This is a genomic window from Myroides sp. ZB35 (assembly GCF_001865835.1).
In the GTDB taxonomy this organism is placed as follows: Bacteria; Bacteroidota; Bacteroidia; order Flavobacteriales; family Flavobacteriaceae; genus Flavobacterium; species Flavobacterium odoratimimum.
This window is the reverse complement of sequence record NZ_CP017769.1, coordinates 2,088,380-2,110,025: the sequence shown is the minus strand read 5'-3', so window position 1 is coordinate 2,110,025 and position 21,646 is coordinate 2,088,380. Positions and strand designations below refer to the sequence as shown.

The following is a 21,646-nucleotide window of genomic DNA, read 5'->3' as shown; positions in this document are numbered from 1 at the left end:
TCATGAAAACTTATATCACACTCCTCAGAGGAATAAATGTCAGTGGCAAGAACATCATCAAAATGAATGTATTAAAACAATTGTGTGTTGACTTAGGTTTACACAATGTCCAGACTTATATTCAGAGTGGGAATATAATATACCAGTCTGTAGAAGTAGATTCTTCAATACTATCAAAAAAGATACAAGATAAAATACTGAGTACACTAAACCTCACGGTACCTATTCTTACTCTAGATATTGATCAGTTCGAAGAAATACTTGCACAACATCCTTTTACTAAAGAAGAAGAACTAGCACAATTATATCTCACTTTTATAGATGGTACGCCTCAACAAGAGGGAATTAACAGCCTTGAAGAAAAGAAAGATACTTTAGAATTACTACATACTACTGATAATGCAATATACCTCGTCGCAAATATTGGATATGGAAAAACGAAGATTAACAATACTCTAATAGAGAATAAACTAAAGGTAACTGCTACCACACGTAATTACAAAACATGTTTACAAATCAAAGCATTAGCTATTAAGTAACACTTAAAGCATTATCTTTATTGATAATTAAAAATTACTATGAAAAGACTAACTCAATTATTCTCACTATTCTTTCTTCTATTGACATTCTCTTGTTCTAATGATGACAACGTTTCTTCTAATGATGACAATGTCCATTTTACAATTAAAACATACAGCGAACAAGAACATACAATAGATGTAATCATCACCTATGGTACTTATGATCGTAAAGAGAATAAAACCATCCTAAAAAAGCTAGTGATAAAAGACTTCAAAGAATTTACTTCTCCAAAGATTACAACAGATCAAACTTATGCTTTCTTAACTGTAGAGAAACTAAATGATCCAAATCTAATGACTTTTATTAAAATAAACTCTTTCGTCAATGATAGAGACATTATGACTAATGCTAGTAATAAAGAGTTTACTAATGCAGAAGTTGATATTAAGCATTTTGCAAATATGCACAAGAAATAAAAAACTGCTATTATTATAATTAAAACCAAAAGCTTCGTTTATAACGGAGCTTTTCTATTTTTAAAAGGAATATATAAAATACAAATCATCACTCCTTACAAATATTTATAATACTTCATCCTCTTAATTTTTTTATAATTTTTAACTACTATATTTGCGCCCAAATTTACCTACTATGAAAAAAATATTTCTTTTAATCACTTGTATAGCTCTTGGAGCATGCAGTTCTTCGATGAGTACTACTATGACTACTACAAAAGTTAACACACCTCTTAATACAGAAGTTATAGTACTTAAACTTAATGAAGAAGTTCCTACACCAAATACAAAAGTAGGTAGTAGCAAATTTGGAGATTCAGGTTTTTCTGTCAACTGTAACCTAAATTATATATTAAATAATGCTCGTAAAATTGCTCAAGACTTTGGAGCAGATGTCATTAAAATAACAAAACACAAACGCCCTAACCTATGGAGCACTTGCCATAGAGTGAACGTTGATTATTATAAAACACAAACACTTAAAAATAACAATTAATGAAAAAAACACTCTTACTAATCTCTTCTGCATTACTATTATTAAATACAAGTTGTGCTACTATCGTATCTGGAAGCAAACAAAAAATAGAGATCTACTCTACTCCTACGAACTCTACAGTCTATATAGACAATAAAGAAGTAGGTAAAACACCATACAATACTAAACTAAAGAAAAACCAATCTTATACACTTAAGATAGCAAGTGAAGGATATGACACTTATAAAACTGATTTTGAAAGAAGCTTTAATGCTTGGTACATTGGTAATATTGGTTTGGGAGGGATTATAGGACTTATTGTTGACCCTATCACTGGTGCAATTCATAAATTAAAACCTGTACAATACAACAGAACTCCTGCTAAAGATACTGTTATCAAAGCAAATCACAGAACAATCTTTATGAACATTAGTTTAAAAGAACAAGATAAACCTCAACAATAAGAATAACAAAGCCTCGCAAATGCGAGGCTTTCTATATCTAAAGCACTAGTAGTGCCATATCTTTTAATGCTTGTGCTGGTTTAGAATACCAGAATGGCTCAAAGTCTTCATTCGTAAACTCTTCAAAGCTCTTTTTCATTTCTTGATAAGTCATTGTTTGAGAAGCTTTCTCCTTCAAAGTCTCGACAAAATGTACAAACCAATCCCCTACCACTCTATCTACATCTACACCTATCGTCTCTTTTTTAGTATAGAACACCAATTGAGCCATTTCAAACACTCTGTTCTTTTTCTTCTTTTCGAAGTACTCAATATAAGGGAATGTCCCTAACCATACTACTTTTTGATTTGGTTTACATACCGTCAAAGGTTCGTTGTTTAAACAACTGAATATATAATCAGGTGATATACTCGTACGAGGTACTTTAAAATCAAACCATTCATGTAATGGCATATCAAAGCACATCCCATGCATAAAGTTAAACAGTGACTTCTTCAGTCCAAAGGAGAACTTATCGTGTATTGCACCATTCATCTCTATGTGAGGTACATCGTTATTAGCGAATGTTCCCATCTCAGCATTTACACGCTCTACCTTGTATTCCTCTGGGTTCATCCCTACTGGTGAGTGAGCAGTCATCGCAAACTGATGCCAAAAGCCCGATTGCATTACTCCTGCTTCAAACAACTGACGCACCATCTCTAGACTGTCTATTGTCTCCTGTGCAGTCTGTGTTGGGAAACCATACATTAGATAAGCATGTACTAAGATACCTGCCTCTGTAAAGTTTCTATTCACACGAGCTACTTGTTCTACCGTAACTCCCTTATCTATTAATTTTAATAATCTATCTGAGGCTACCTCTAATCCTCCTGATACAGCTACACATCCAGAGGCTTTTAATAATAAGCACAAGTCTTTCGTAAAGCTTTTCTCAAAGCGGATGTTCGTCCACCATGATACCGTTAGTTTACGTCTGATAATCTCTAACGCTACCTCGCGCATTAGTGCTGGTGGTGCTGCTTCATCGACAAAGTGAAAGCCTGTCTCTCCCGTCTGCTCAATTAACGTCTGCATACGGTCTACGATCTGCTTTGCCGTTATTGGTTCATATACCTTGATATAGTCTAAACTAATATCACAGAAGGTACACTTACCCCAATAACATCCATGTGCCATCGTTAGTTTGTTCCATCGTCCATCACTCCACATACGGTGCATTGGATTCACTACCTCTATCACAGAGATATACTCTGTCAATAGTAAGTCTGAATAATCAGGAGTACCTACCTCAGCCTGTTTATAGTCACGCTTCAGTGGATTATTGATATACACTACCTCTCCATCTTTAGCGATAAGCGTACGCTTTAACTCCTCTTGTGCTATCTTTCCTTCTACATAGAGAATCAAGTTCTCTAATGGAGCCTCTCCATCATCTAAGGTGATAAAGTCAAAGAACTCAAATACACGCACATCTTTTAATGAGCGTAACTCCGTATTCGGAAACCCTCCTCCCATCGTGATCTTGATATGAGGATAGTTCTTCTTAATGTACTGAGCACATCTAAAACTGCTGTATAAATTACCAGGGAAGGGTACTGAGAATCCCATTATCTTAGGATTAGTCTTATCTATTAGCTGTTGTAATAAATCAAGCGTAATCTCATCAATATAAGTCAAAGGTTGATGTAGTGCATCATACATCTCATCAAAGGTATGCGCAGAACGACCTAATCGCTCAGCATATCTACTAAACCCAAAGTTGGTATCTACTGTCTCGACAATCAGATCAGACAAGTCCTCTAAGTACAGTGTAGATAAGTGCTTCGCCTTATCTTGTATTCCCATCGTACCGAATGCCCATTCTAATTCTTCTAGTTGTTCAAAGCGAGATGCTCGTGGAAGATAATCCTCTTGTACGATAGCATGTGCTAATGTAGAGTTCTTCCCTTGCAAAAATGCAATTACAGCGTCGATAGTAGAGATATAGTCCTCTTCTAAAGCAAGAATACGATGTATATTAGGTGATACTTCTTCTATGTGTTCATGTACATAGTCGAACAAGTCTATCAAACCTTGTTTACTAAACAATTTCAATATAACCTCTATTCCCAAATCTGCTTGGTAGCTATCTATATTTAGGGTATTCAGAAACCCCTTAATATATGCTGTCGCTGGATAAGGTGTGTTTAACTGCGTAAACGGAGGAGTTATAAATGCTATTGTTGTATTCACTGTATCTAATTTTGGAGTGCAAAGATACTACTATTCAACCGAGTAAAAAACTGTATCTAACATACATTACTTCTTATTTAATCAACATTTAACAAACAAAAAATCAACACTTTACACAATTACAAAAGTTTCTACTCCTTTTTCAGAGAACACTACACCAACACCTTACGCAGATATATCTTAGAATATCCTAAAGGATAGTCCTTCTCTTCTGCAAAAATCTCATAACCTAAAGATTGGTAAAAGTAAGAAGCTTGAAACGAAAAAGTATTCAGTGATATATACTTACAGTTGCGTTCTACAGCTACCTGCTCTGCTGCTAACATGAGTTTCTTACCAAGGCCTTGTCCTCTATGACTCTCTTTCACAGCGAGGTTCTGTATCTCTAGTGTTCCCCATAATGAACGTCCTAATATCCCTCCGATTACCTCTCCTTCTTCTACTAAAGTAACCTCTAGTGATTCATTGATACAAGCTGATAAATGTGTCGTATGACTTACATTATAAGAAGATAATATCTCCTTAATAGCCATCGCATTATGATCATCTATCTCTGTGGTTATCTTTATTTCCATAACTTATTACTTCTAAAATCCACTTGTTATTCCCTTTATATTAATTTCTTATATCCACTAAATCCTGTAGCACAACCAAAGAAATAAGAATGCTTTTTAACGTGTAGTCCTACTGACTCAAAACATTGTGCACTCTTAGTCACATCTTTAAACTTATTCGTATATCTCCACAGCATCTTATATTCATTAATTCCTCCCAACAATAAAGCCCCTAATACAGGGACAATACTCCCTAAATAAAAACCATAAAAGAATTTAAGTATACTATTGTTGGGTTCAGAAACTTCTATAAAAGCAAATTGCCCATTCGGTTTGAGTATTCTTTCTACTTCCTTAGCCAATATTTGAATTTGCTCTTCATTAAATGTCTTTAAACCAAAAGCACAAGTAACATAGTCATAGTGTTCTGAAGGCAAGCTACTCACTAATACATTCTGATGAAGTAGATCTACCTCTCCCTTATACTCTGTCTGATTTCTATGCTCTGCTCTTTTAATCATCTCATCGCTATAGTCTAAAGCAGATAGCTTAGCCTGTGGGAAATTTCTTTTTATAACACCCCACATTTCCCCTATCCCCGTCATAAGGTCTATTACTTCTACTTTTTCGGGTGTAGGTTTTAATTCTTTAATCAACTGCCTTCTCCAACGAATAGAGAATCCAAATGAAGTAATATAATTCATCCGTTCATAAGAACCACTCATCTGATTAAACAGACTTTTTATATATTCTGGATTATAATTATTCTGACTCATTTGATATGGATTATAGGCTTTAAATATGTTTATATATAAACGACAATATCACTCCTAAAGTACTAAATCTTAATCACACCATAACTTATTTCTATTCAATCACCATTTAAAGAATTTAACATATTCCTATCTTTGCCTAAAATATTAGAAATATGGAGAACAATAGTATTCCAATTTACAACATCTGTAACCTACTCGACAATAACAATATATCACAAGACTGTGTAGTATATCGACTTGAAGAGTTTATTTCTAATAGACCGAATATGGTATCTGCTCCTCATAGACATGCATTCTATCAGATCCTCTTCGTAGCAGAAGGGAAGGGAATACACTCTATTGACTTTGAGAAATTCTCTATTGAGGAGAAATGCTTATTTTATCTCAACCCTTCGCAAGTACACAAATGGGAATTCGAACCTGGTACCAAAGGGTTTCTTATCAATTTCAATGATAACTTTCTGCGTACATTCTTAGTTAACCCGAACTATCTAAAGGAGTTTACCTTCTTCGGAGGTAATGCGCAGTACTCTAAGTTCTCTTGTGAGAAGTGCTATGAGACACTACACACGAAGTTCGAGAAGATGTATTATGCCTATACAGAAAACCAACCTTTACAGAAAGACTATATCAAAGTCTTAATGCTAGAACTGTTCTTAGAGACACAGCTATTCTTAGTCAAAAAAGTATTCGAGCCAGAAGAACCAAATGAGACGAAGGGTGCACACTTCATCATCAAGAATTTTGAGAAGCTTGTAGAAGATCATTTTATAGAAAAGAGATTGCCTGGAGAATATGCTGATATGCTACACATCACTCCTAATCACCTCAACTCTTTATGCAAAAAAGTAGTAGGTATAACAGCAGGTGAAGTTATCCGTAACAGAGTTATCTTAGAATGCAAACGATTATTGGTCAATGCCGATTTATCGATTACAGAGATCTCTTACGAACTCGACTTTAAGAACAATGCTTACTTCTCTAGATTCTTTAAAAAGAATACAGGGCTATCCCCTGAAGAATTTAGAAAACAGAACTAAGAATTGATTACTTAAATACAATTCGCTTTTATCACACTGTTCTAAATTGATTAGTGTAAATATCACCACGTTTAGTGTAATATATTTCAGTAGATAGGGTTCTAACTTTGCTGAAAAATAATACATTATGGATTTCCCTCTATTTCATTTAGACTGGTTGAACGATCGTTTCCTCATTGCGATGATAGCGATTATTCACGTATTTATAAACCATGGGCTAGCCGTTGGGTTCTTGCCTTATATTACATTATTAGAACAACAAGGAGTAGTCAAAAGTGGACCAGAAGACATCACTGATCTTGCCTGGGATAAGATGGTACACCGTATGATGATGGTCGGTTTTGTGATCACAACCACGATGGGAGCGATGACAGGAGTCGGTATATGGTTCTCAGCAGCACTAATTAGTCCTAACTCTATTGGTAGTTTAATCCGTGTTTTCTACTGGGGATGGTTTACAGAATGGATTGTATTCGTATTAGAAGTAGTTTTTATCATGATCTATTTCTTAACATGGAAGAACTCTAATAAATCTCTACGTGCTAAACAACGCCATATCCGATTCGGTTGGTTCCTTTCTGGATTCTCATGGCTGACTATGGCTATTATCGTAGCGATATTAGGATTTATGATGGATCCTGGTAACTGGATACAAGAACAATCTTTAGTAAGTGCATTGACTAACCCTATTTACTTACCTCAGCTATTATTTAGAACACCTACAGCGATGGTTGTAGCAGGAGCCTTTGGTTTCTTACTGATTATGTTGTTCACTAAGAAGTCTAGTGCTATCAGACCTACGGCTCTTAAGACTACAGCTATATGGGTATTACTATGGTTACCACTATCTATTCTAGCTTCTATTTATTACTATAACGTGATACCTGATGCGATGACAGCGAATATGAGTACAGCGGTAGGTACTATGGACTTTGCTAAATACTATGATTTATTAAAATACATTATCCTAATAGCAACTAGCTCACTAGCTCTGTTAGCAATCTGGACACTGTGGAAACCTAAGAAAGTCAATCTTATCATTGTGATTATTCCTTTTGTACTATCGCTTGGTTTCTTAGGAATATTCGAACGTGTACGAGAATTTATCCGTAAGCCTTATGTCATCGGTAACTATATGTACTCTAACCTGATCAGAGAAGAAGACTATCCTCTGCTACAGCGAGACGGTATACTGAAGCACTCTACTTATACCTCTATCACAGAGATTACAGAAGAGAATAAACTAGAGGCTGGTAAAGATGTGTTTATGATAGCGTGTTCTCGATGTCATACCAGTCAGGGGATTAACTCTATCATATATGTATTCGAAAAAATGTATGGAATAGGAAAGCCTTTAGATATCAACTCGATGAAAGCGTATATACCTAATATGCACAACGGTAGAACCTATATGCCTCCTTATCCAGGTAACGAAGAAGAACTAGATGCACTAGCCCATTATATTTTCTATTTACAACAGAGTGGTGCGACACTAGAAGGGGCGCAGAGTGCTGGAGCACATCTTAACCCTACTCACTCTGTAGAACATTTTATAGAACAAAAATTAAACAATAACAAAAATGAATAATACTCCATTACCTAAAGATATACCCTTAGACTTACCATTACCAGAGTGGTTACTAGTTATTCTATTAGTAGTTTCATTCTTAGCACATATTGTGTTTGTAAACTTAATGGTAGGAGGTTCTATAGCTACGCTATGGGCAGAAATAAAAGGACTTAAAAACAAAGAATACGATGTACTAGCACAAGAAATAGCTGCGACAATAACAGTAAACAAATCATTAGCTGTAGTACTAGGGGTAGCTCCTCTACTGAGTATTAATGCACTGTACACCATTTATTTTTACACAGCTAACTCCTTGACAGGGATTATGTGGATATTGATTATCCCTATGGTAGCGATTGTTTTCCTATTGACCTACTTACACAAGTACACTTGGGAAGCAATGGCGAATATGAAATTGTTACACATATCTATCAATGCTCTAGCAGTAATTATGTTCTTATTCATTCCCCTAATCTTCTTAGTGAATATCAATCTGATGTTATTCCCTGAGAAATGGATGAGTGTAAGAGGATTCTTATCTGCTTTAGCCCTGCCAAATGTATTCCCGAGATACTTCCATTTTATCTGTGCTTCACTAGCCCTGACAGGTCTATTTATCACTTGGTATATGGGGCGTAAGAACTATCCTTTTGAAGAATATTTTAAAGTATTCACTAGAGCGAAGGTTAAACGTCTTGGATATCAGTTAGCGTTAGGAGCATCTGTAGCTCAATTCCTATTTGGTCCTATCGTGATGGCTACTTTACCTGCCAAAGGGTTTAGTTGGGCTATGATGGGAGTGATCTTATCTGGTGTAGCTGTAGCTGTATATGCAGTGTACTATATGATCAAAACACTAAGAGGTACAGATGACCAACTAGACAGATACTTCAGAAGAATAGTGATCTCTATGGGGATTGTAGTCGTATTCATGGGAAGTGGACGTCATGTCTATAGAGCGAATGCTATCAACCCACACCGAGAACTGATGGCTCAAAAGACAGCCGAATTTGAACAAGCATCAAAAGAAGCTAGAGAACAAGCAGCTAACCAACAAGAAGAAGAAAAACAAGCGATAGCTACTGCCGAAGCTTCTGGTGATAATACAGCTAAGGGTAAAGCAGTCTTTAATAGCTACTGTGCTGCCTGTCATAAAGAGAAGGCACCACTAGTAGGGCCTCCTGTGACAGAAATGCAAGAAATATATGCAGACAATAAAATGGATCTAATCAAGTGGATTAAGTCTCCAGGTAAGAAACGTCCTGATGCACCACAGATGCCTCCATTCCCTCAGATCAATGATACGGATATGGAAGATCTGACTCAATATATCTTAAACATTAAATAAGTAGATTATGATTATTACGATATCACTATTTCTCATCTTAGCCATACTGATCATCTCAGGTGTTATCATTTCTAAGGTGATTAAAATCTATCTCTACTCTTCTAAGAATAAAGAGATGTGGAAAAAAGAAATTAAAGAAGAAAAAGACTATCAGTTTATAAAAGGTCTTTACTAACTCAGTGTTCTCCCCAGCACTGCGCACATCGTATCCCTCATTAGTAGGTAAGTATTGTATTTCCTGTAAGGTAATCTATTATTGTCATATCAAGAGAATGCTCCCAAAACTCTCTTTTTTATAGATTACTTACATCACCATTCCCAATACCTTATCTATTCTAATGGGGGATATTTTTATTCTATCTACTTCAGGTTATAACACTGTTCTTTACTTCTTAGACCAATTACTCAATTCCTCTTCTGCATCATATAAAGACTGTGCATACCATGCATAGATATTCATAATCATATATCTTTCTATGCTTCCATCTACACTCTTCATAGATACCATGATGAGGTGAATACGCCCAAGATTATACTTTTTTATATTGACTAGCTGTTTAGCTGTATACTGTTTCTCACTTCTAAAATACTTTTTGAGTATCAGCTTATCTCCTCTTATATAAGCAGTACAGAGATATATAACCTGATTCACTGTTATACATGTAACTAACACCGTAATTACATACTTTATAATCACAAACCAATAATCTCCAACATCATGACTGATTGTAACAATGCTACAAAACAGAATGGTCAACAATATATTTAGTATCAGATGCCCTAATGAATACTGATAGGACAATCTCTTTTCTTGTGCAATCATCTAGTTAAAGAGTTTAGTTGTTCCAAAGAAAAGATTTTAACCCCTATATATCAAATCCTATAATCATAAACCATAGTAAACTACACGATATAGGACATAATTAGCTATAATCAGGGATAAGAAAACACCTACTCTACTGCTAATAATTAGGTTCAAATAAGATATCTCGCTCTAACAAAATCTCCTCAATACAAGCTCTCCATCTCCTTAAACTTCCTACTCCAACTATTCACGTACTAAGAAGGCACAGCATGATAGTAATATTATGGGATAGTGATACCATAGTGGTCGCATTAAAATAGGCTAAAATTATGCGACCACTATGCGATCACAAGCCGACCACTATGCGACCACATCAAAAAAAGACTGTCTCATCCTACTATAGCTGTACAGTTATTGTTTATAATCCTACTTTTAGCTGTACACTTACTTATGCTTTCTATTCTTCAAAAGATGAATTGATTTTTTAACAGATATAATTCTTTTAAAATAAACTACTTTTAACCAGGGTAATTCAATTACTAAAATGAATTTTCTAACACCATATCAAGTATTATAATAGACATTGTCCGAAATCGAGTTCAATAACAAGCAATATGCTCAAATACAAATACATCTTCTAAATGATAAAGTTACTTATAGAAAAACATAAAGGTATCATCACGTATGACACCTTATCTCATTTAAATTTTAATGGCTCTCCTGCTGAGGTAATAGATGAGTTAAAAGAAGATTTGTTTCAAGCAGAGTTTGGTAACCATACCTTACTTGATATTGGTTGGTATCCAGAGTTTGATGTCGATGGGCATTTCTGTGTACAAGTTATTTCTAATTATGACTGGGAAGCTCCCTTATATAAAGAGAACTGTAAATCATTTGCCTCTTTAGAAGAGTGTGTGCTCCATGCCCTTCAGCACTGTTTATAAATATACACTATGATACAACAAGATATACTATTAGCCATGATACCTGCTTTCTTAGGTGTCATAGATCATCATATCAGGGCTATCGCTTATGACTATACAGAAGATACAATCTCTCTATATGTTTATACAAGTACCGTCCCTACAGAAGAGGATTATGAGACTATAGATATCGCTGTCACAGAGATATTGGCCTCTCTGCCTCAGCTCCTATATCAGCATATAAAGATTGTACAGCACACAGCTCCTATTAGAGAACTTAATTGTTATAAAGGATGGTTCTTTGTAAGGAAAGAATAATGTTCTATACCTTATTCTCAATTGATTTATTGATAGATTAGTCTTAATAGCCTTCTACTCTGTTTCCTTTTTTAAATTAAACTTTAATCTTTAAACAACGTTAAACCTTCATTTAAAAACTGATTATTGTTTAAATTAGCAAAAAATAAACACTATGCCTTTAGACAAAATTACGTTTCAGAACGCGGGCTATTTTTCAAAACTAATGTTAGATTACCTTAATCAAGAGGCTAATCTAAAACACTTATATAATCACTTTCCTACTATAGAAAACTTTAAACAACAGTTAGACGAGAAGCGTGCTAACTATCCGATAGAACATAGAACTGTACTCTGTCAGGCGTTGTTAAGTCAATATAAAAACACGAAGACTTCTGAGAAGACTTTAGAGCATATAAACGCATTAGCGAAAGAAAATACATTTACAGTTACGACTGGACACCAGTTAAACTTATTTACGGGACCGTTATACTTCTTATACAAAATCATCTCTGTGATCAACTTAGCCAAAGAACTGAACGCTAAGTATCCCAACGAAAACTTTGTCCCAGTGTACTGGATGGCAACAGAAGATCACGACTTCGAAGAAATTAATCACTTCGTATTTGAAGAAAAAGTGATTTGCTGGAACAGAGAGAGCAAAGGTCCTGTAGGAAGATTAAGTACAGAAGGTCTGGATAAAGTATATGAAGTATTCCAATCTCATATCGGGGTAGGTAGTAATGCTACTTATATCAAGGAGCTATTCGAAAATGCTTATCTAAAACACGATAATCTGACGGATGCTACACGTTACTTAGCGAATGAACTATTCGCAGAGTACGGACTGGTAATCATAGATGGTGATGACGCTGAACTGAAAAAGTTATTTGCTCCTCATATCAAAGAAGAATTACTTCATCAGAGTGCTATCAAAGAAGTTGAAAAAAGCTACGATACACTATCAGAATACTTCATACAGGTCAATCCTCGTGATATCAACTTATTCTATATACAGGATAATCTGAGAGAAAGAATTATCTATGAAGATGATATATATAAGGTAAATAATACGTCTATTACCTTCACTAAAGAAGCAATACTAACAGAACTAGAGAATCACCCAGAATGCTTTAGTCCTAATGTGATACTGAGACCGTTATATCAAGAAGTAATATTGCCTAATCTATGCTATACTGGAGGTGGTGGAGAATTGGCATACTGGTTAGAATTAAAAAAAGTATTTGATTTACACAAGATCACTTTCCCGATGCTATTACTGAGAAATTCAGTGCTATTAGCGACTTCTAAACAAGTAGAGAAAATGGATAAACTAGAACTCTCTTGGAAAGATATGTTCATGAAACAAAGTCACTTAATCAATGCGAAAACGAAAGAGTTCTCTTCTATTCAATTTGATTTTGAACAACAACGCCAGTTCTTAGAAGAGCAGTTTAAAACACTAGAAGAAATAGCTTTACAAACGGATAAATCTTTTATCGGAGCAGTAAATGCACAGAAAGTCAAACAACTAAAAGGATTAGACAACTTAGAGAAAAGACTGCGTATCGCTGAGAAAAGAAATCACGCTGACAAGCTAGAGCGCATTACCTTATTACAGAATGAACTATTCCCTAATAATAGCCTACAAGAGCGTATCGTTAACTTCTCTGTGTATTACAAAGAATATGGAGACCAGCTGATCAAGGCACTATTTGCACAATTAGAACCACTAAATCAAGAATTTGACATTGTCATTCTTTAATACAAAGCAAAAACTAGTATATTAACTATTACAGAAACATATTTAGATTAAAATAAAGATATTAGTGAATAAATGCCATTTATAGCACAGATGGCATTTATTTTTATAAGATATTGAATTTTAAGGTTTTTAGGGAAATGTTGATAAATAAGATTTCGTAGAGTCGCAAATAATCGTATTTTTACCAATTATAAAAACATTCTTTTGGTAAAATGGGTAAAATCATTGCTATTGCTAATCAAAAAGGTGGTGTAGGAAAAACTACAACATCAGTTAATCTTGCTGCTTCATTAGGAGCACTAGAGAAAAAAGTACTTATCATAGACGCAGATCCTCAGGCCAATGCTTCCTCTGGATTAGGAATCGATGTAGACTCTGTTGAGATTGGTACTTATGAAATATTAGAGCACAGTAATACGCCAGAAGAAGCGATTGTGGAATGTACAGCTCCGAATGTATATCTAATCCCCGCCCACATTGACTTAGTGGCTATTGAAATTGAGTTGGTGGATAAACCAAACCGAGAATACATGCTTAAAGAAGCACTTAAATCTGTCAAAGATAAGTTTGATTACATCATAATCGACTGTGCTCCTTCTTTAGGTTTACTTACACTAAATGCGTTGACAGCTGCTGATTCTGTAGCTATTCCGATTCAGTGTGAATACTTTGCATTAGAAGGTCTTGGTAAATTATTAAACACAATTAAAAGTGTTCAAAAAATACACAATCCTAATCTAGATATAGAAGGATTGCTATTAACGATGTACGACTCTCGCTTACGCTTGTCTAATCAAGTGGTAGAGGAAGTACAGAAACATTTTAACGATATGGTATTCGATACTATTATCCAACGAAATGTAAAATTAAGTGAAGCACCTAGCTTTGGCGAAAGTATCATTAACTATGACGCTACTAGTAAAGGGGCTACAAATTACATCAATCTAGCAGAAGAAATTATTCGAAAAAATAGTTAGACTTCTCTAGAATTATTATTTAGAATATTATGGCAAAGGCAATTAAGAAACAAGCTTTAGGAAGAGGACTATCGGCTCTATTAAAAGATCCAGATAACGATATTAGATCAATCGAAGATAATAATGCAGATAAAGTAATCGGCAATATTATAGAGCTAGACATAGACTCTATTGAGATAAATCCATTCCAACCTAGAACGAACTTTAACGAAGAGTCTTTACAAGAGTTAGCTACAAGTATTCGAGAATTAGGTGTAATACAACCTATTACGGTTAGAAAAATTGAGTTCAACAAATACCAATTAATCTCTGGTGAACGCCGTTTAAGAGCTTCTAAAATAGTAGGATTAGACTCTGTGCCTGCTTATATCCGTATAGCGAATGACAATGAGTCTCTAACTATGGCTTTAGTAGAGAATATCCAACGTCATGATCTAGACCCTATCGAGATAGCACTGTCGTATCAACGTCTAATGGAAGAAATAAATCTGACACAAGAACAAGTAAGTGATCGCGTAGGAAAGAAACGTTCTACTATCGCTAATTACTTGCGCCTACTGCGTCTAGACCCAATCATTCAGACAGGGATAAGAGATGGATTTATCACTATGGGACATGGTCGTGCTATTATTAATATAGAAGACTTAGATGTACAGACAGATATCTATCACAAAATCATTACAGAAAACTTATCTGTAAGAGAGACTGAGGCTATCGTAAAAAAATATCAAGAACAACTAAGAGGTATAGTATCACCTGCTCTATCTAAGAAAAATACAGAGTTTAATATTCCAGAAAGTTATTCGAGATCATTCGGACAATTCTTTGGAACAAAAGTAGATATTAAAGTTTCTAATAATGGAAAAGGAAAGATATCTATTCCTTTCCACTCTGAAGAAGACTTAAATCGTATTATCAAACTATTAGAAAATTAGTGAAACACAAGTTATTAATCCTATTATTCTTCATAGGAGCAGTCTGTCACCCCACCTATGCACAGTCTGTAAGTGAAGAAGATGAACCTACTACGAAAAAAGAGTCTGCAGACTATAAACCATTAGATCCTGTAGCTCCTTCTCGTGCGGCATTCTATGCCTCTGTTATTCCTGGAGTAGGTCAAATCTATAATAAGAAATACTGGAAAGTACCATTAGTATATGCAGGTATAGGAATACCTACATACTTCTGGATGGATAACCAAAGACAGTATAATAGATATAGAGACGAATATAAGAAACGTCTACAAGGTGTTAACGATCCTAACGACCCTACTTTTGGAGGATTAGACAACGATCGTATATTAGAAGCTCAAAAGTTCTATAGACGTAATAGAGACTTATCTGTCGTAATCACAGTTGGTTTTTATGTTCTAAGTATCATCGACGCTAACGTAGATGCTCACTTGATGCAGTTCAACGTTAATGAGAACTTGACTATTAAGCCTGCCTTTGAGATAGACAGAATGAATCTTCAGAATCAAAATCAGTTCCAATATGCGATAAATGTAGAATATCGCTTTTAAAATATTTATCCAATGAAAATTGCTTTATTAGGATATGGCAAAATGGGTCAAATCATTGAAAGAATTGCCATAGAAAGAGGCCACGAAATAGTACTTCGCAAAAGAAGTTCTGATACTTATGAAGGACTAAAAGAGACAGATGTAGCGATAGACTTCAGTGTGCCTTCTGCTGCTGTACAGAATATTACAACTTGTTTTGAACTAAATATCCCTATTATATCAGGTACCACAGGTTGGTTAGAAGAATATGATAAGATGGTAGATCTATGTACGAAAAGCAATGGTGCTTTTTTATATGGGTCTAATTTTAGTTTAGGAGTAAACCTATTCTTTGAGCTAAACAGCTATTTAGCTAAGATGATGAATAATCTTAATGATTATAAAGTATCTATGGAAGAAATACATCATACCCAAAAGTTAGATGCTCCTAGCGGTACAGCTATTTCTTTGGCTAATGGTATTATCGAAAATACAGATTATACAGCATGGACATTAGATACACCAGATGCTAATCAGATACATATCAATGCAAAACGCATAGATAGCGTACCTGGTACACACAGTGTATTCTATGACTCTGCTATCGACCAGATAGAGATCAAGCACACAGCTCATAATAGAGAAGGCTTTGCTCTAGGAGCAGTAGTAGCCGCTGAATGGATACAAAATAAAAAAGGAATATTCTCTATGAAAGATGTTCTGAATCTAAAAAAATAATTACCTTCACTAATAATCATTAAACAATACTAAACTATGACAATGTCTCAATGGTTTTTGTTTTTTCTTTTAGTACAAGTTATACACTTTCTTGGAACTTGGAAATTATACGTAAAAGCTGGAAAGAAAAGCTGGCAAGCTATCGTGCCTGTATATAATGCTGTGGTCTTAATGCAAATCATAAACCGTCCTAGATGGTGGGTTATCTTATTGTTTGTACCTATTGTGAATTTAATCATGTTTCCAGTAGTTTGGGTAGAGACACTTAGAAGCTTCGGAAAAAACAAAACAGTAGACACTATACTAGGAGTAGTAACACTAGGTCTTTATATCTATTATATCAACTATGCTGTCGATGTAAAATATGTAGAAAACAGAAGTACAAAAGCAGCTACAAGCTCAGGAGAGACTGTTAGTTCAATTCTATTTGCAGTTGTTGTTGCTACAGTGATTCACACTTATGTAATTCAACCTTATACAATACCAACGTCTTCATTAGAAAAGACTTTACTAGTAGGAGACTTCTTATTCGTAAGTAAGTTCCACTATGGGGCAAGAACTCCTATGACTACGGTAGCGTTACCAATGGTACATGATACTTTACCATTTACAAAGAAGAATTCTTACTTAAAAAAGCCACATTTACCATACTTTAGATTACCTGGTTTTCAAAAGATACAACACAACGATATCGTCGTGTTCAACTGGCCAACCGATACTGTTTATCAGTTCAACGATCCACTTAGAAGACCTGCTGTAGATAAACCAATCGACAAGAAAACAAACTATGTTAAACGAGCTGTAGGTTTACCAGGAGAAAACATTTCGTTAGTTAATGGTGATGTTTACATCAATAATGAGAAATTAAAGCTTAATGATCGTGCTAGATTACAGAGCACTTATACTGTAAAAACAGACGGTACACCAATAGATCTAAATGCTTTAGTAAAACGATTAGATACAAGAGAAGGTATTGAATACTTTAACAATGATCCGAAAACATTAATCTTCGCCGCTTTAACAGATGAAAATGTAGAAGTATTAAAGTCTATGTCTCAAATAGTAAGTGTTACAAAAGGATATCCAGAAGAAGCTAAAGCCTATATTCAAGCAGCGTATGCTAATGTAATATTCCCTCATAACTCTAAAACTTGGACAAATGATGACTTAGGTCCTCTACATATTCCTGCTAAAGGAGAGACAGTTACGCTAAATGCTGATAACTTCCCAATGTACCAAAGAGTTATTCAGGTATATGAGGGCAATAAATTAGAGGTTAGAGGCAATAAAATCTATATCAACGATGTAGCTACAGATAAATACACTTTCCAACAAGATTATTACTTCATGATGGGAGACAATAGAAATAGATCTGAAGATAGTAGATATTGGGGATTTGTACCTGAAGATCACATTGTAGGAAAACCTGTTTTTGTATGGTTAAGTATAGATCAATACGTTCCATGGTCAAAAGCATTAGATAAGATTCGTTGGGATAGAATGTTTACTACTGTTAATGGTAATGGTAAGCAGACTTCTTACTTCCCTTACTTCTTAGTAGCCGTGATAGGTTTAGTAGGTTATAATACTTACAAAAAGAGAAAAGAAAAAAAGAATTCAAAATATTAAATTAAAACATGAATAACATACTTATTCATCCTAGTTACTTCCCTTCTATCAGTCACTTTGTAGCTATGTTACAAGCAGACAAAATAACATTTGAGATGGAAGATAACTTTCAAAAACAAACCAATAGAAATAGAGCGTTCATCTATAGTGCTAATGGAAAGCAAATGCTTAATATTCCAATCAAACACTCAAAAGAACTTAAACAAAAATATAAGGATGTAAGAATAGAGCATGCTTTTGGCTGGCAAAAACAGCATTTTAAGAGCCTAGAAGCTGCTTATAGAACTTCTCCTTACTTCGAGTACTTTGAAGATGAGATTCGTCCTATTTTTGAAGGAAAACCAGAGTTTATGTTAGATCTTAACCTTCAAATACATGAAGTGTTATGTTCTTGCTTAGGGATAGACCTCCCTTATGAACAAACTAAAGACTACCATAAAGAAGTAAGTAATGACATTACTGATTTGAGAACTTTAATAAATGGTAAGAAAGATACTAATATCTACACTCCATACATCCAAGTTTTTGATGAAAAACATGGCTACTTAAACAATCTAAGTATTCTAGACTTATTATTCAATGAAGGAAGACATGCTATAGATTATCTTAAAAAGCAGTCATTAAGCATATAAAAAAAAAGCTGACCAGTGGTCAGCTTTTTTTCTTTCATAGCGCAATTTTATACTTTTATTTTAAGTACTATAACGATAAATTATAAGTAACAAACAATCAACATATCTTTTCCTTTTCATAGCATTAAAAATCGTTGATGACCTTATCGTTATACACTTAAGACAATAATTCTGAAAAAAGTCACATCATTTTATACAATTTATTTTAAATAAATTGTACTTAACTAGCAATCAGCCTCTCCCCTTACAAAAAGATTTAAATTATCTGGAGATAAAAAAGGAATATCTAATCCCAGACCGCGTATAATAAACAACATCCCGAAGATTACGATAACATAAGGGTAATACTTCATAATACCGTTTCTTACTCTAGGAGAAAACATATCTCTTACATAAATAATAGAACTCATCAAAGGAATAGTTCCTACTCCAAATAGAGCCATATAAAGCATCCCCATAAATACACTCTGTGTAGCTAATGCACCAAACAATGCGACATAGACCATACCGCATGGCAAAAAGCCATTAAAAAAACCAATAAAGTACAGTGTTCCTTTATTTTGTTTTTTAAACTGACCTCCTAGTTTAGTTTTAATCTTACTCACTATAAAGTAAAAAGGCTTTAGAAAGCCAAAGTTTCCAAGCTTGTTTTGTGGTATTAATATAAAGACAATCATTAAAATCCCTACAACAATAGACATCTGCTGCTGTAGTCCAGCTAAGTAAAGGCCTTTACCAAACATACCAAAAACAAGTCCTAAAATAGAATATGCAGATATTCTCCCTAAATGATAGGTGAATATCTGCATAGCTTTTTTAGTACCATTACTCTTAGAAACTGGCAACATCATAGCTATAGGTCCGCACATACCAATGCAATGCAGACTACTAATCAGTCCAAAAATAAGAGCTGTAATCACTAGTTAATCTTTTTTTACAGTTAAACTTTGTTTATTTCTGTAATCTGATCCATTATAAGACCATTCTACTGCAATATCCCAACGACCGTCTACCAGCGTATTGTTAGGTATGAGCAAATTGGAAGAAGACAGTGATATAGGCATATCAAAGTCTAATTTCTGGTTAGACGGTCTGTATAGGAATATTTTTCCTGTAATATTTTTTGCGTCAAAATCTGAAGGAAACACAATCGATATATCTCCTGCTTTAGTAGACTCAATAGATACCGGAGTAGCAAGCTTCAATGCAGCTACTTCTCTATCGTGTTTACCATCTACTTCTATTTCTTGTTGATAATAATTCTCAGTAACTAACTCATTATCATATTTACTATCAATCTGTACTCTAATAACATATTGCAAAATGAAGACCATAAAAATCCCCATAGCAATAACAATACCTGTTCCAAAATTAAATTTCATACCTAACAAATTTTAATATTAATCCAATGTTCTAGGGCCTAAGAAGTTTGTTGAAGTTGTCTGAATCAACTTATCTCCTTCATACACCTCTATTTTAACTTTTGTACGATGACTTTCTAATAAGAACTGTGGAACATCAATAAACATAGTTCCTTCTGCATATCCTTCTTTAACCACTTTTATAATTGGGTTCCCTACTAAAGTAATAATTCCTGTTTCTGGAGAAGATAACTTAAAGGTTACATTCTCGAAATCCTTCATCGTTTTATTAACTACCTTAAAGGTATAAACGTTTCTAATATTCTCCTTATCATCTACGGTGACATGGGTATACGTTTGACCTGCCACACGAAGCACAGTAGCTTCAATATCTGTTCTTAAGAACAATAACCCTACCAGAATAGTCATTAGGATACAAAGAACAGCTACATAACCTTTCTGACGCAAACTAAATTTAAACTTAGTACCTTCTGATATTTCTGATTCTGATGCATAACGTATCAAACCAGTAGGTAAACCAACACTCTCCATCATGTGATCACACTCATCAATACAAGCTGTACAGTTCACACACTCTAACTGAGTACCATTACGAATATCAATACCTGTTGGACATACATTTACACATTGCTTACAGTCGATACAATCTCCTATACCTTCTGCAGTTCTATCAACTCCTTTTTTAAACTTAGCTCTACCATTTGTCGCTTCACCACGCACGTGGTCATAAGCTACAATAATAGATTTATTGTCTAATAAAACTCCTTGTAATCTACCATAAGGACAAGCAATAACACATACTTGCTCTCTAAACCATGTAAATACAAAGTAGAAAGCTCCAGTAAATATTATTAATCCAATAAAACGCCCCATGTGATCTGCTGGTCCGTCTTTCATCATTTGAAGAACGACATCACTTCCAATAATATAAGCTAAGAAAACATTAGCAATCAAAAAGGAAATAACAAAAAATATAAACCACTTTAAAACTCTCTTTCTTATTTTCTCAGATGTCCATGGTTGTTTATCTAAACGCATTTGAGCTCCTCTATCTCCATCAATCCAATATTCAATACGTCTAAAAACCATTTCCATAAAAATCGTTTGAGGGCAAATCCAACCACAAAATATACGACCAAATGAAACTGTAAATAGGGTAACAAAAACTACACCAATAATCATAGATATTACTACAAGATAAAAATCCTGTGGCCAGAAAGGAAAACCAAAAATATTAAACTTTCTATCTATTACGTTAAACAATAAAAACTGGTTTCCATTTATCTTAATAAATGGCGCAGCAAAAAGAAACAAGATAAGAGCGTAACTTACGATCTTACGTTTATTATAAAAAGGGCCCGAAGGTTTTTTAGGATAGATCCAAGCTCTTTTACCATCTTTGTCAATTGTACCTATGGAGTCACGGAAACTCTCATCATGTATTGTAGCCATAGTAAAATGTTTTTCAATGAGTAATAAAGTAATAAACTACTTATA

24 protein-coding genes are annotated in these 21,646 nt (G+C 34.4%); 17 read left to right on the top strand and 7 right to left on the bottom strand.

What is annotated here, in order from left to right:
• Window positions 1-2: 2 nt before the first annotated feature.
• The 4 genes from BK054_RS09520 to BK054_RS09505 all read left to right on the top strand — a co-directional run bounded on the left by BK054_RS09520 (window position 3) and on the right by BK054_RS09505 (window position 1,976).
• Window positions 3-539: a DUF1697 domain-containing protein gene (locus BK054_RS09520; RefSeq protein ID WP_006257074.1), complete on the top strand. Its 537-nt coding sequence runs from the start codon at window positions 3-5 to the stop codon at window positions 537-539.
• Between the two features lie 39 nt (window positions 540-578).
• Window positions 579-998: a hypothetical protein gene (locus tag BK054_RS09515; RefSeq protein WP_006257075.1), complete on the top strand. Its 420-nt coding sequence runs from the start codon at window positions 579-581 to the stop codon at window positions 996-998.
• A 175-nt stretch (window positions 999-1,173) separates the two neighbouring features.
• Window positions 1,174-1,533: a hypothetical protein gene (locus BK054_RS09510; protein WP_058699319.1), complete on the top strand. Its 360-nt coding sequence runs from the start codon at window positions 1,174-1,176 to the stop codon at window positions 1,531-1,533.
• A complete protein-coding gene (locus BK054_RS09505) occupies window positions 1,533-1,976 on the top strand; it encodes a PEGA domain-containing protein (protein WP_006257078.1) in 444 nt (147 codons plus the stop codon). Before BK054_RS09510 ends, BK054_RS09505 begins: the two co-directional genes overlap by 1 nt.
• Window positions 1,977-2,013: 37 nt before the next feature.
• Here BK054_RS09505 and BK054_RS09500 read toward each other — a convergent pair whose 3' ends face one another.
• From BK054_RS09500 to BK054_RS09490, 3 genes are all read right to left on the bottom strand, one after another.
• Window positions 2,014-4,212, bottom strand: coding sequence for a B12-binding domain-containing radical SAM protein (locus tag BK054_RS09500; RefSeq protein ID WP_006257079.1), 2,199 nt, complete (start codon window positions 4,210-4,212; stop codon window positions 2,014-2,016).
• A gap of 152 nt (window positions 4,213-4,364) precedes the next feature.
• A complete protein-coding gene (locus BK054_RS09495; RefSeq protein WP_006257080.1) occupies window positions 4,365-4,787 on the bottom strand; it encodes a GNAT family N-acetyltransferase in 423 nt (140 codons plus the stop codon).
• A gap of 35 nt (window positions 4,788-4,822) precedes the next feature.
• Entirely contained in the window at window positions 4,823-5,542 is a 720-nt protein-coding gene (locus BK054_RS09490; RefSeq protein WP_006257081.1) for a class I SAM-dependent methyltransferase, read from the bottom strand.
• 152 nt (window positions 5,543-5,694) lie between these two features.
• Here BK054_RS09490 and BK054_RS09485 point away from each other — a divergent pair, with 152 nt between their 5' ends.
• From BK054_RS09485 to BK054_RS18445, 4 genes are all read left to right on the top strand, one after another.
• Entirely contained in the window at window positions 5,695-6,582 is an 888-nt protein-coding gene (locus BK054_RS09485; protein ID WP_006257082.1) for an AraC family transcriptional regulator, read from the top strand.
• 127 nt (window positions 6,583-6,709) lie between these two features.
• Complete coding sequence (locus BK054_RS09480; RefSeq protein WP_006257083.1) at window positions 6,710-8,170, top strand: c-type cytochrome; 1,461 nt, start codon at window positions 6,710-6,712, stop codon at window positions 8,168-8,170.
• Complete coding sequence (locus BK054_RS09475; protein ID WP_006257084.1) at window positions 8,163-9,500, top strand: c-type cytochrome; 1,338 nt, start codon at window positions 8,163-8,165, stop codon at window positions 9,498-9,500. The genes BK054_RS09480 and BK054_RS09475 overlap by 8 nt, the downstream gene beginning before the upstream one ends.
• Before the next feature lie 7 nt (window positions 9,501-9,507).
• Window positions 9,508-9,675 carry a hypothetical protein gene (locus tag BK054_RS18445; RefSeq protein ID WP_006257085.1) on the top strand — a complete coding sequence of 56 codons (168 nt, stop codon included), beginning with the start codon at window positions 9,508-9,510 and terminating at the stop codon, window positions 9,673-9,675.
• A 210-nt stretch (window positions 9,676-9,885) separates the two neighbouring features.
• Here the strand turns inward: BK054_RS18445 and BK054_RS09470 are convergent, their stop codons facing one another.
• Window positions 9,886-10,323 (bottom strand): hypothetical protein, encoded by a 438-nt coding sequence (locus BK054_RS09470; RefSeq protein ID WP_006257086.1) that lies wholly within the window; start codon window positions 10,321-10,323, stop codon window positions 9,886-9,888.
• Between the two features lie 623 nt (window positions 10,324-10,946).
• Between BK054_RS09470 and BK054_RS09465 the strand changes: the two genes are divergently transcribed.
• From BK054_RS09465 to BK054_RS09425, 9 genes are all read left to right on the top strand, one after another.
• A complete protein-coding gene (locus BK054_RS09465) occupies window positions 10,947-11,249 on the top strand; it encodes a hypothetical protein (protein WP_006257087.1) in 303 nt (100 codons plus the stop codon).
• 9 nt (window positions 11,250-11,258) lie between these two features.
• Window positions 11,259-11,546 (top strand): hypothetical protein, encoded by a 288-nt coding sequence (locus tag BK054_RS09460; RefSeq protein WP_006257088.1) that lies wholly within the window; start codon window positions 11,259-11,261, stop codon window positions 11,544-11,546.
• A gap of 154 nt (window positions 11,547-11,700) precedes the next feature.
• Window positions 11,701-13,290 carry a bacillithiol biosynthesis cysteine-adding enzyme BshC gene (gene bshC / locus BK054_RS09455; protein ID WP_006257089.1) on the top strand — a complete coding sequence of 530 codons (1,590 nt, stop codon included), beginning with the start codon at window positions 11,701-11,703 and terminating at the stop codon, window positions 13,288-13,290.
• A gap of 212 nt (window positions 13,291-13,502) precedes the next feature.
• Entirely contained in the window at window positions 13,503-14,267 is a 765-nt protein-coding gene (locus tag BK054_RS09450; protein ID WP_006257090.1) for a ParA family protein, read from the top strand.
• A 29-nt stretch (window positions 14,268-14,296) separates the two neighbouring features.
• The gene (locus BK054_RS09445; RefSeq protein ID WP_006257091.1) at window positions 14,297-15,202 is read left to right on the top strand and encodes a ParB/RepB/Spo0J family partition protein; all 906 of its coding nucleotides are present in this window, start codon (window positions 14,297-14,299) and stop codon (window positions 15,200-15,202) included.
• Window positions 15,202-15,789, top strand: a complete 588-nt coding sequence (locus BK054_RS09440) for a DUF5683 domain-containing protein (protein ID WP_006257093.1) — start codon at window positions 15,202-15,204, stop codon at window positions 15,787-15,789. Before BK054_RS09445 ends, BK054_RS09440 begins: the two co-directional genes overlap by 1 nt.
• Before the next feature lie 12 nt (window positions 15,790-15,801).
• On the top strand, window positions 15,802-16,506 hold the full coding sequence (gene dapB / locus BK054_RS09435; protein WP_006257094.1) for a 4-hydroxy-tetrahydrodipicolinate reductase: 705 nt from the start codon (window positions 15,802-15,804) through the stop codon (window positions 16,504-16,506).
• A 36-nt stretch (window positions 16,507-16,542) separates the two neighbouring features.
• The gene (gene lepB, locus BK054_RS09430; RefSeq protein ID WP_006257095.1) at window positions 16,543-18,135 is read left to right on the top strand and encodes a signal peptidase I; all 1,593 of its coding nucleotides are present in this window, start codon (window positions 16,543-16,545) and stop codon (window positions 18,133-18,135) included.
• An 8-nt stretch (window positions 18,136-18,143) separates the two neighbouring features.
• Window positions 18,144-18,767, top strand: coding sequence for a WbqC family protein (locus BK054_RS09425; protein ID WP_006257097.1), 624 nt, complete (start codon window positions 18,144-18,146; stop codon window positions 18,765-18,767).
• A 224-nt stretch (window positions 18,768-18,991) separates the two neighbouring features.
• Here BK054_RS09425 and BK054_RS09420 read toward each other — a convergent pair whose 3' ends face one another.
• From BK054_RS09420 to ccoG, 3 genes are read right to left on the bottom strand one after another with little or no spacing between them, the layout of a single operon-like run.
• Window positions 18,992-19,687 (bottom strand): sulfite exporter TauE/SafE family protein, encoded by a 696-nt coding sequence (locus BK054_RS09420; protein ID WP_006257098.1) that lies wholly within the window; start codon window positions 19,685-19,687, stop codon window positions 18,992-18,994.
• A gap of 3 nt (window positions 19,688-19,690) precedes the next feature.
• The gene (locus tag BK054_RS09415; protein ID WP_006257099.1) at window positions 19,691-20,149 is read right to left on the bottom strand and encodes a FixH family protein; all 459 of its coding nucleotides are present in this window, start codon (window positions 20,147-20,149) and stop codon (window positions 19,691-19,693) included.
• Window positions 20,150-20,167: 18 nt separating this feature from the next.
• Entirely contained in the window at window positions 20,168-21,601 is a 1,434-nt protein-coding gene (gene ccoG / locus BK054_RS09410) for a cytochrome c oxidase accessory protein CcoG (RefSeq protein WP_006257100.1), read from the bottom strand.
• Window positions 21,602-21,646 lie beyond the last annotated feature (45 nt).

Excerpts from the sequence above, each read along its gene's own strand:
- BK054_RS09520 (WP_006257074.1), top strand. The coding sequence starts at position 3 with ATGAAAACTTATATCACACTCCTCAGAGGAATAAATGTCAGTGGCAAG.
- BK054_RS09515 (WP_006257075.1), top strand. The coding sequence starts at position 579 with ATGAAAAGACTAACTCAATTATTCTCACTATTCTTTCTTCTATTGACA.
- BK054_RS09510 (WP_058699319.1), top strand. The coding sequence starts at position 1,174 with ATGAAAAAAATATTTCTTTTAATCACTTGTATAGCTCTTGGAGCATGC.
- BK054_RS09505 (WP_006257078.1), top strand. The coding sequence starts at position 1,533 with ATGAAAAAAACACTCTTACTAATCTCTTCTGCATTACTATTATTAAAT.
- BK054_RS09495 (WP_006257080.1), bottom strand. The coding sequence starts at position 4,787 with ATGGAAATAAAGATAACCACAGAGATAGATGATCATAATGCGATGGCT.
- BK054_RS09490 (WP_006257081.1), bottom strand. The coding sequence starts at position 5,542 with ATGAGTCAGAATAATTATAATCCAGAATATATAAAAAGTCTGTTTAAT.
- BK054_RS09485 (WP_006257082.1), top strand. The coding sequence starts at position 5,695 with ATGGAGAACAATAGTATTCCAATTTACAACATCTGTAACCTACTCGAC.
- BK054_RS09480 (WP_006257083.1), top strand. The coding sequence starts at position 6,710 with ATGGATTTCCCTCTATTTCATTTAGACTGGTTGAACGATCGTTTCCTC.
- BK054_RS09475 (WP_006257084.1), top strand. The coding sequence starts at position 8,163 with ATGAATAATACTCCATTACCTAAAGATATACCCTTAGACTTACCATTA.
- BK054_RS18445 (WP_006257085.1), top strand. The coding sequence starts at position 9,508 with ATGATTATTACGATATCACTATTTCTCATCTTAGCCATACTGATCATC.
- BK054_RS09470 (WP_006257086.1), bottom strand. The coding sequence starts at position 10,323 with ATGATTGCACAAGAAAAGAGATTGTCCTATCAGTATTCATTAGGGCAT.
- BK054_RS09465 (WP_006257087.1), top strand. The coding sequence starts at position 10,947 with ATGATAAAGTTACTTATAGAAAAACATAAAGGTATCATCACGTATGAC.
- BK054_RS09460 (WP_006257088.1), top strand. The coding sequence starts at position 11,259 with ATGATACAACAAGATATACTATTAGCCATGATACCTGCTTTCTTAGGT.
- bshC (WP_006257089.1), top strand. The coding sequence starts at position 11,701 with ATGCCTTTAGACAAAATTACGTTTCAGAACGCGGGCTATTTTTCAAAA.
- BK054_RS09450 (WP_006257090.1), top strand. The coding sequence starts at position 13,503 with ATGGGTAAAATCATTGCTATTGCTAATCAAAAAGGTGGTGTAGGAAAA.
- BK054_RS09445 (WP_006257091.1), top strand. The coding sequence starts at position 14,297 with ATGGCAAAGGCAATTAAGAAACAAGCTTTAGGAAGAGGACTATCGGCT.
- dapB (WP_006257094.1), top strand. The coding sequence starts at position 15,802 with ATGAAAATTGCTTTATTAGGATATGGCAAAATGGGTCAAATCATTGAA.
- lepB (WP_006257095.1), top strand. The coding sequence starts at position 16,543 with ATGACAATGTCTCAATGGTTTTTGTTTTTTCTTTTAGTACAAGTTATA.
- BK054_RS09425 (WP_006257097.1), top strand. The coding sequence starts at position 18,144 with ATGAATAACATACTTATTCATCCTAGTTACTTCCCTTCTATCAGTCAC.
- BK054_RS09415 (WP_006257099.1), bottom strand. The coding sequence starts at position 20,149 with ATGAAATTTAATTTTGGAACAGGTATTGTTATTGCTATGGGGATTTTT.
- ccoG (WP_006257100.1), bottom strand. The coding sequence starts at position 21,601 with ATGGCTACAATACATGATGAGAGTTTCCGTGACTCCATAGGTACAATT.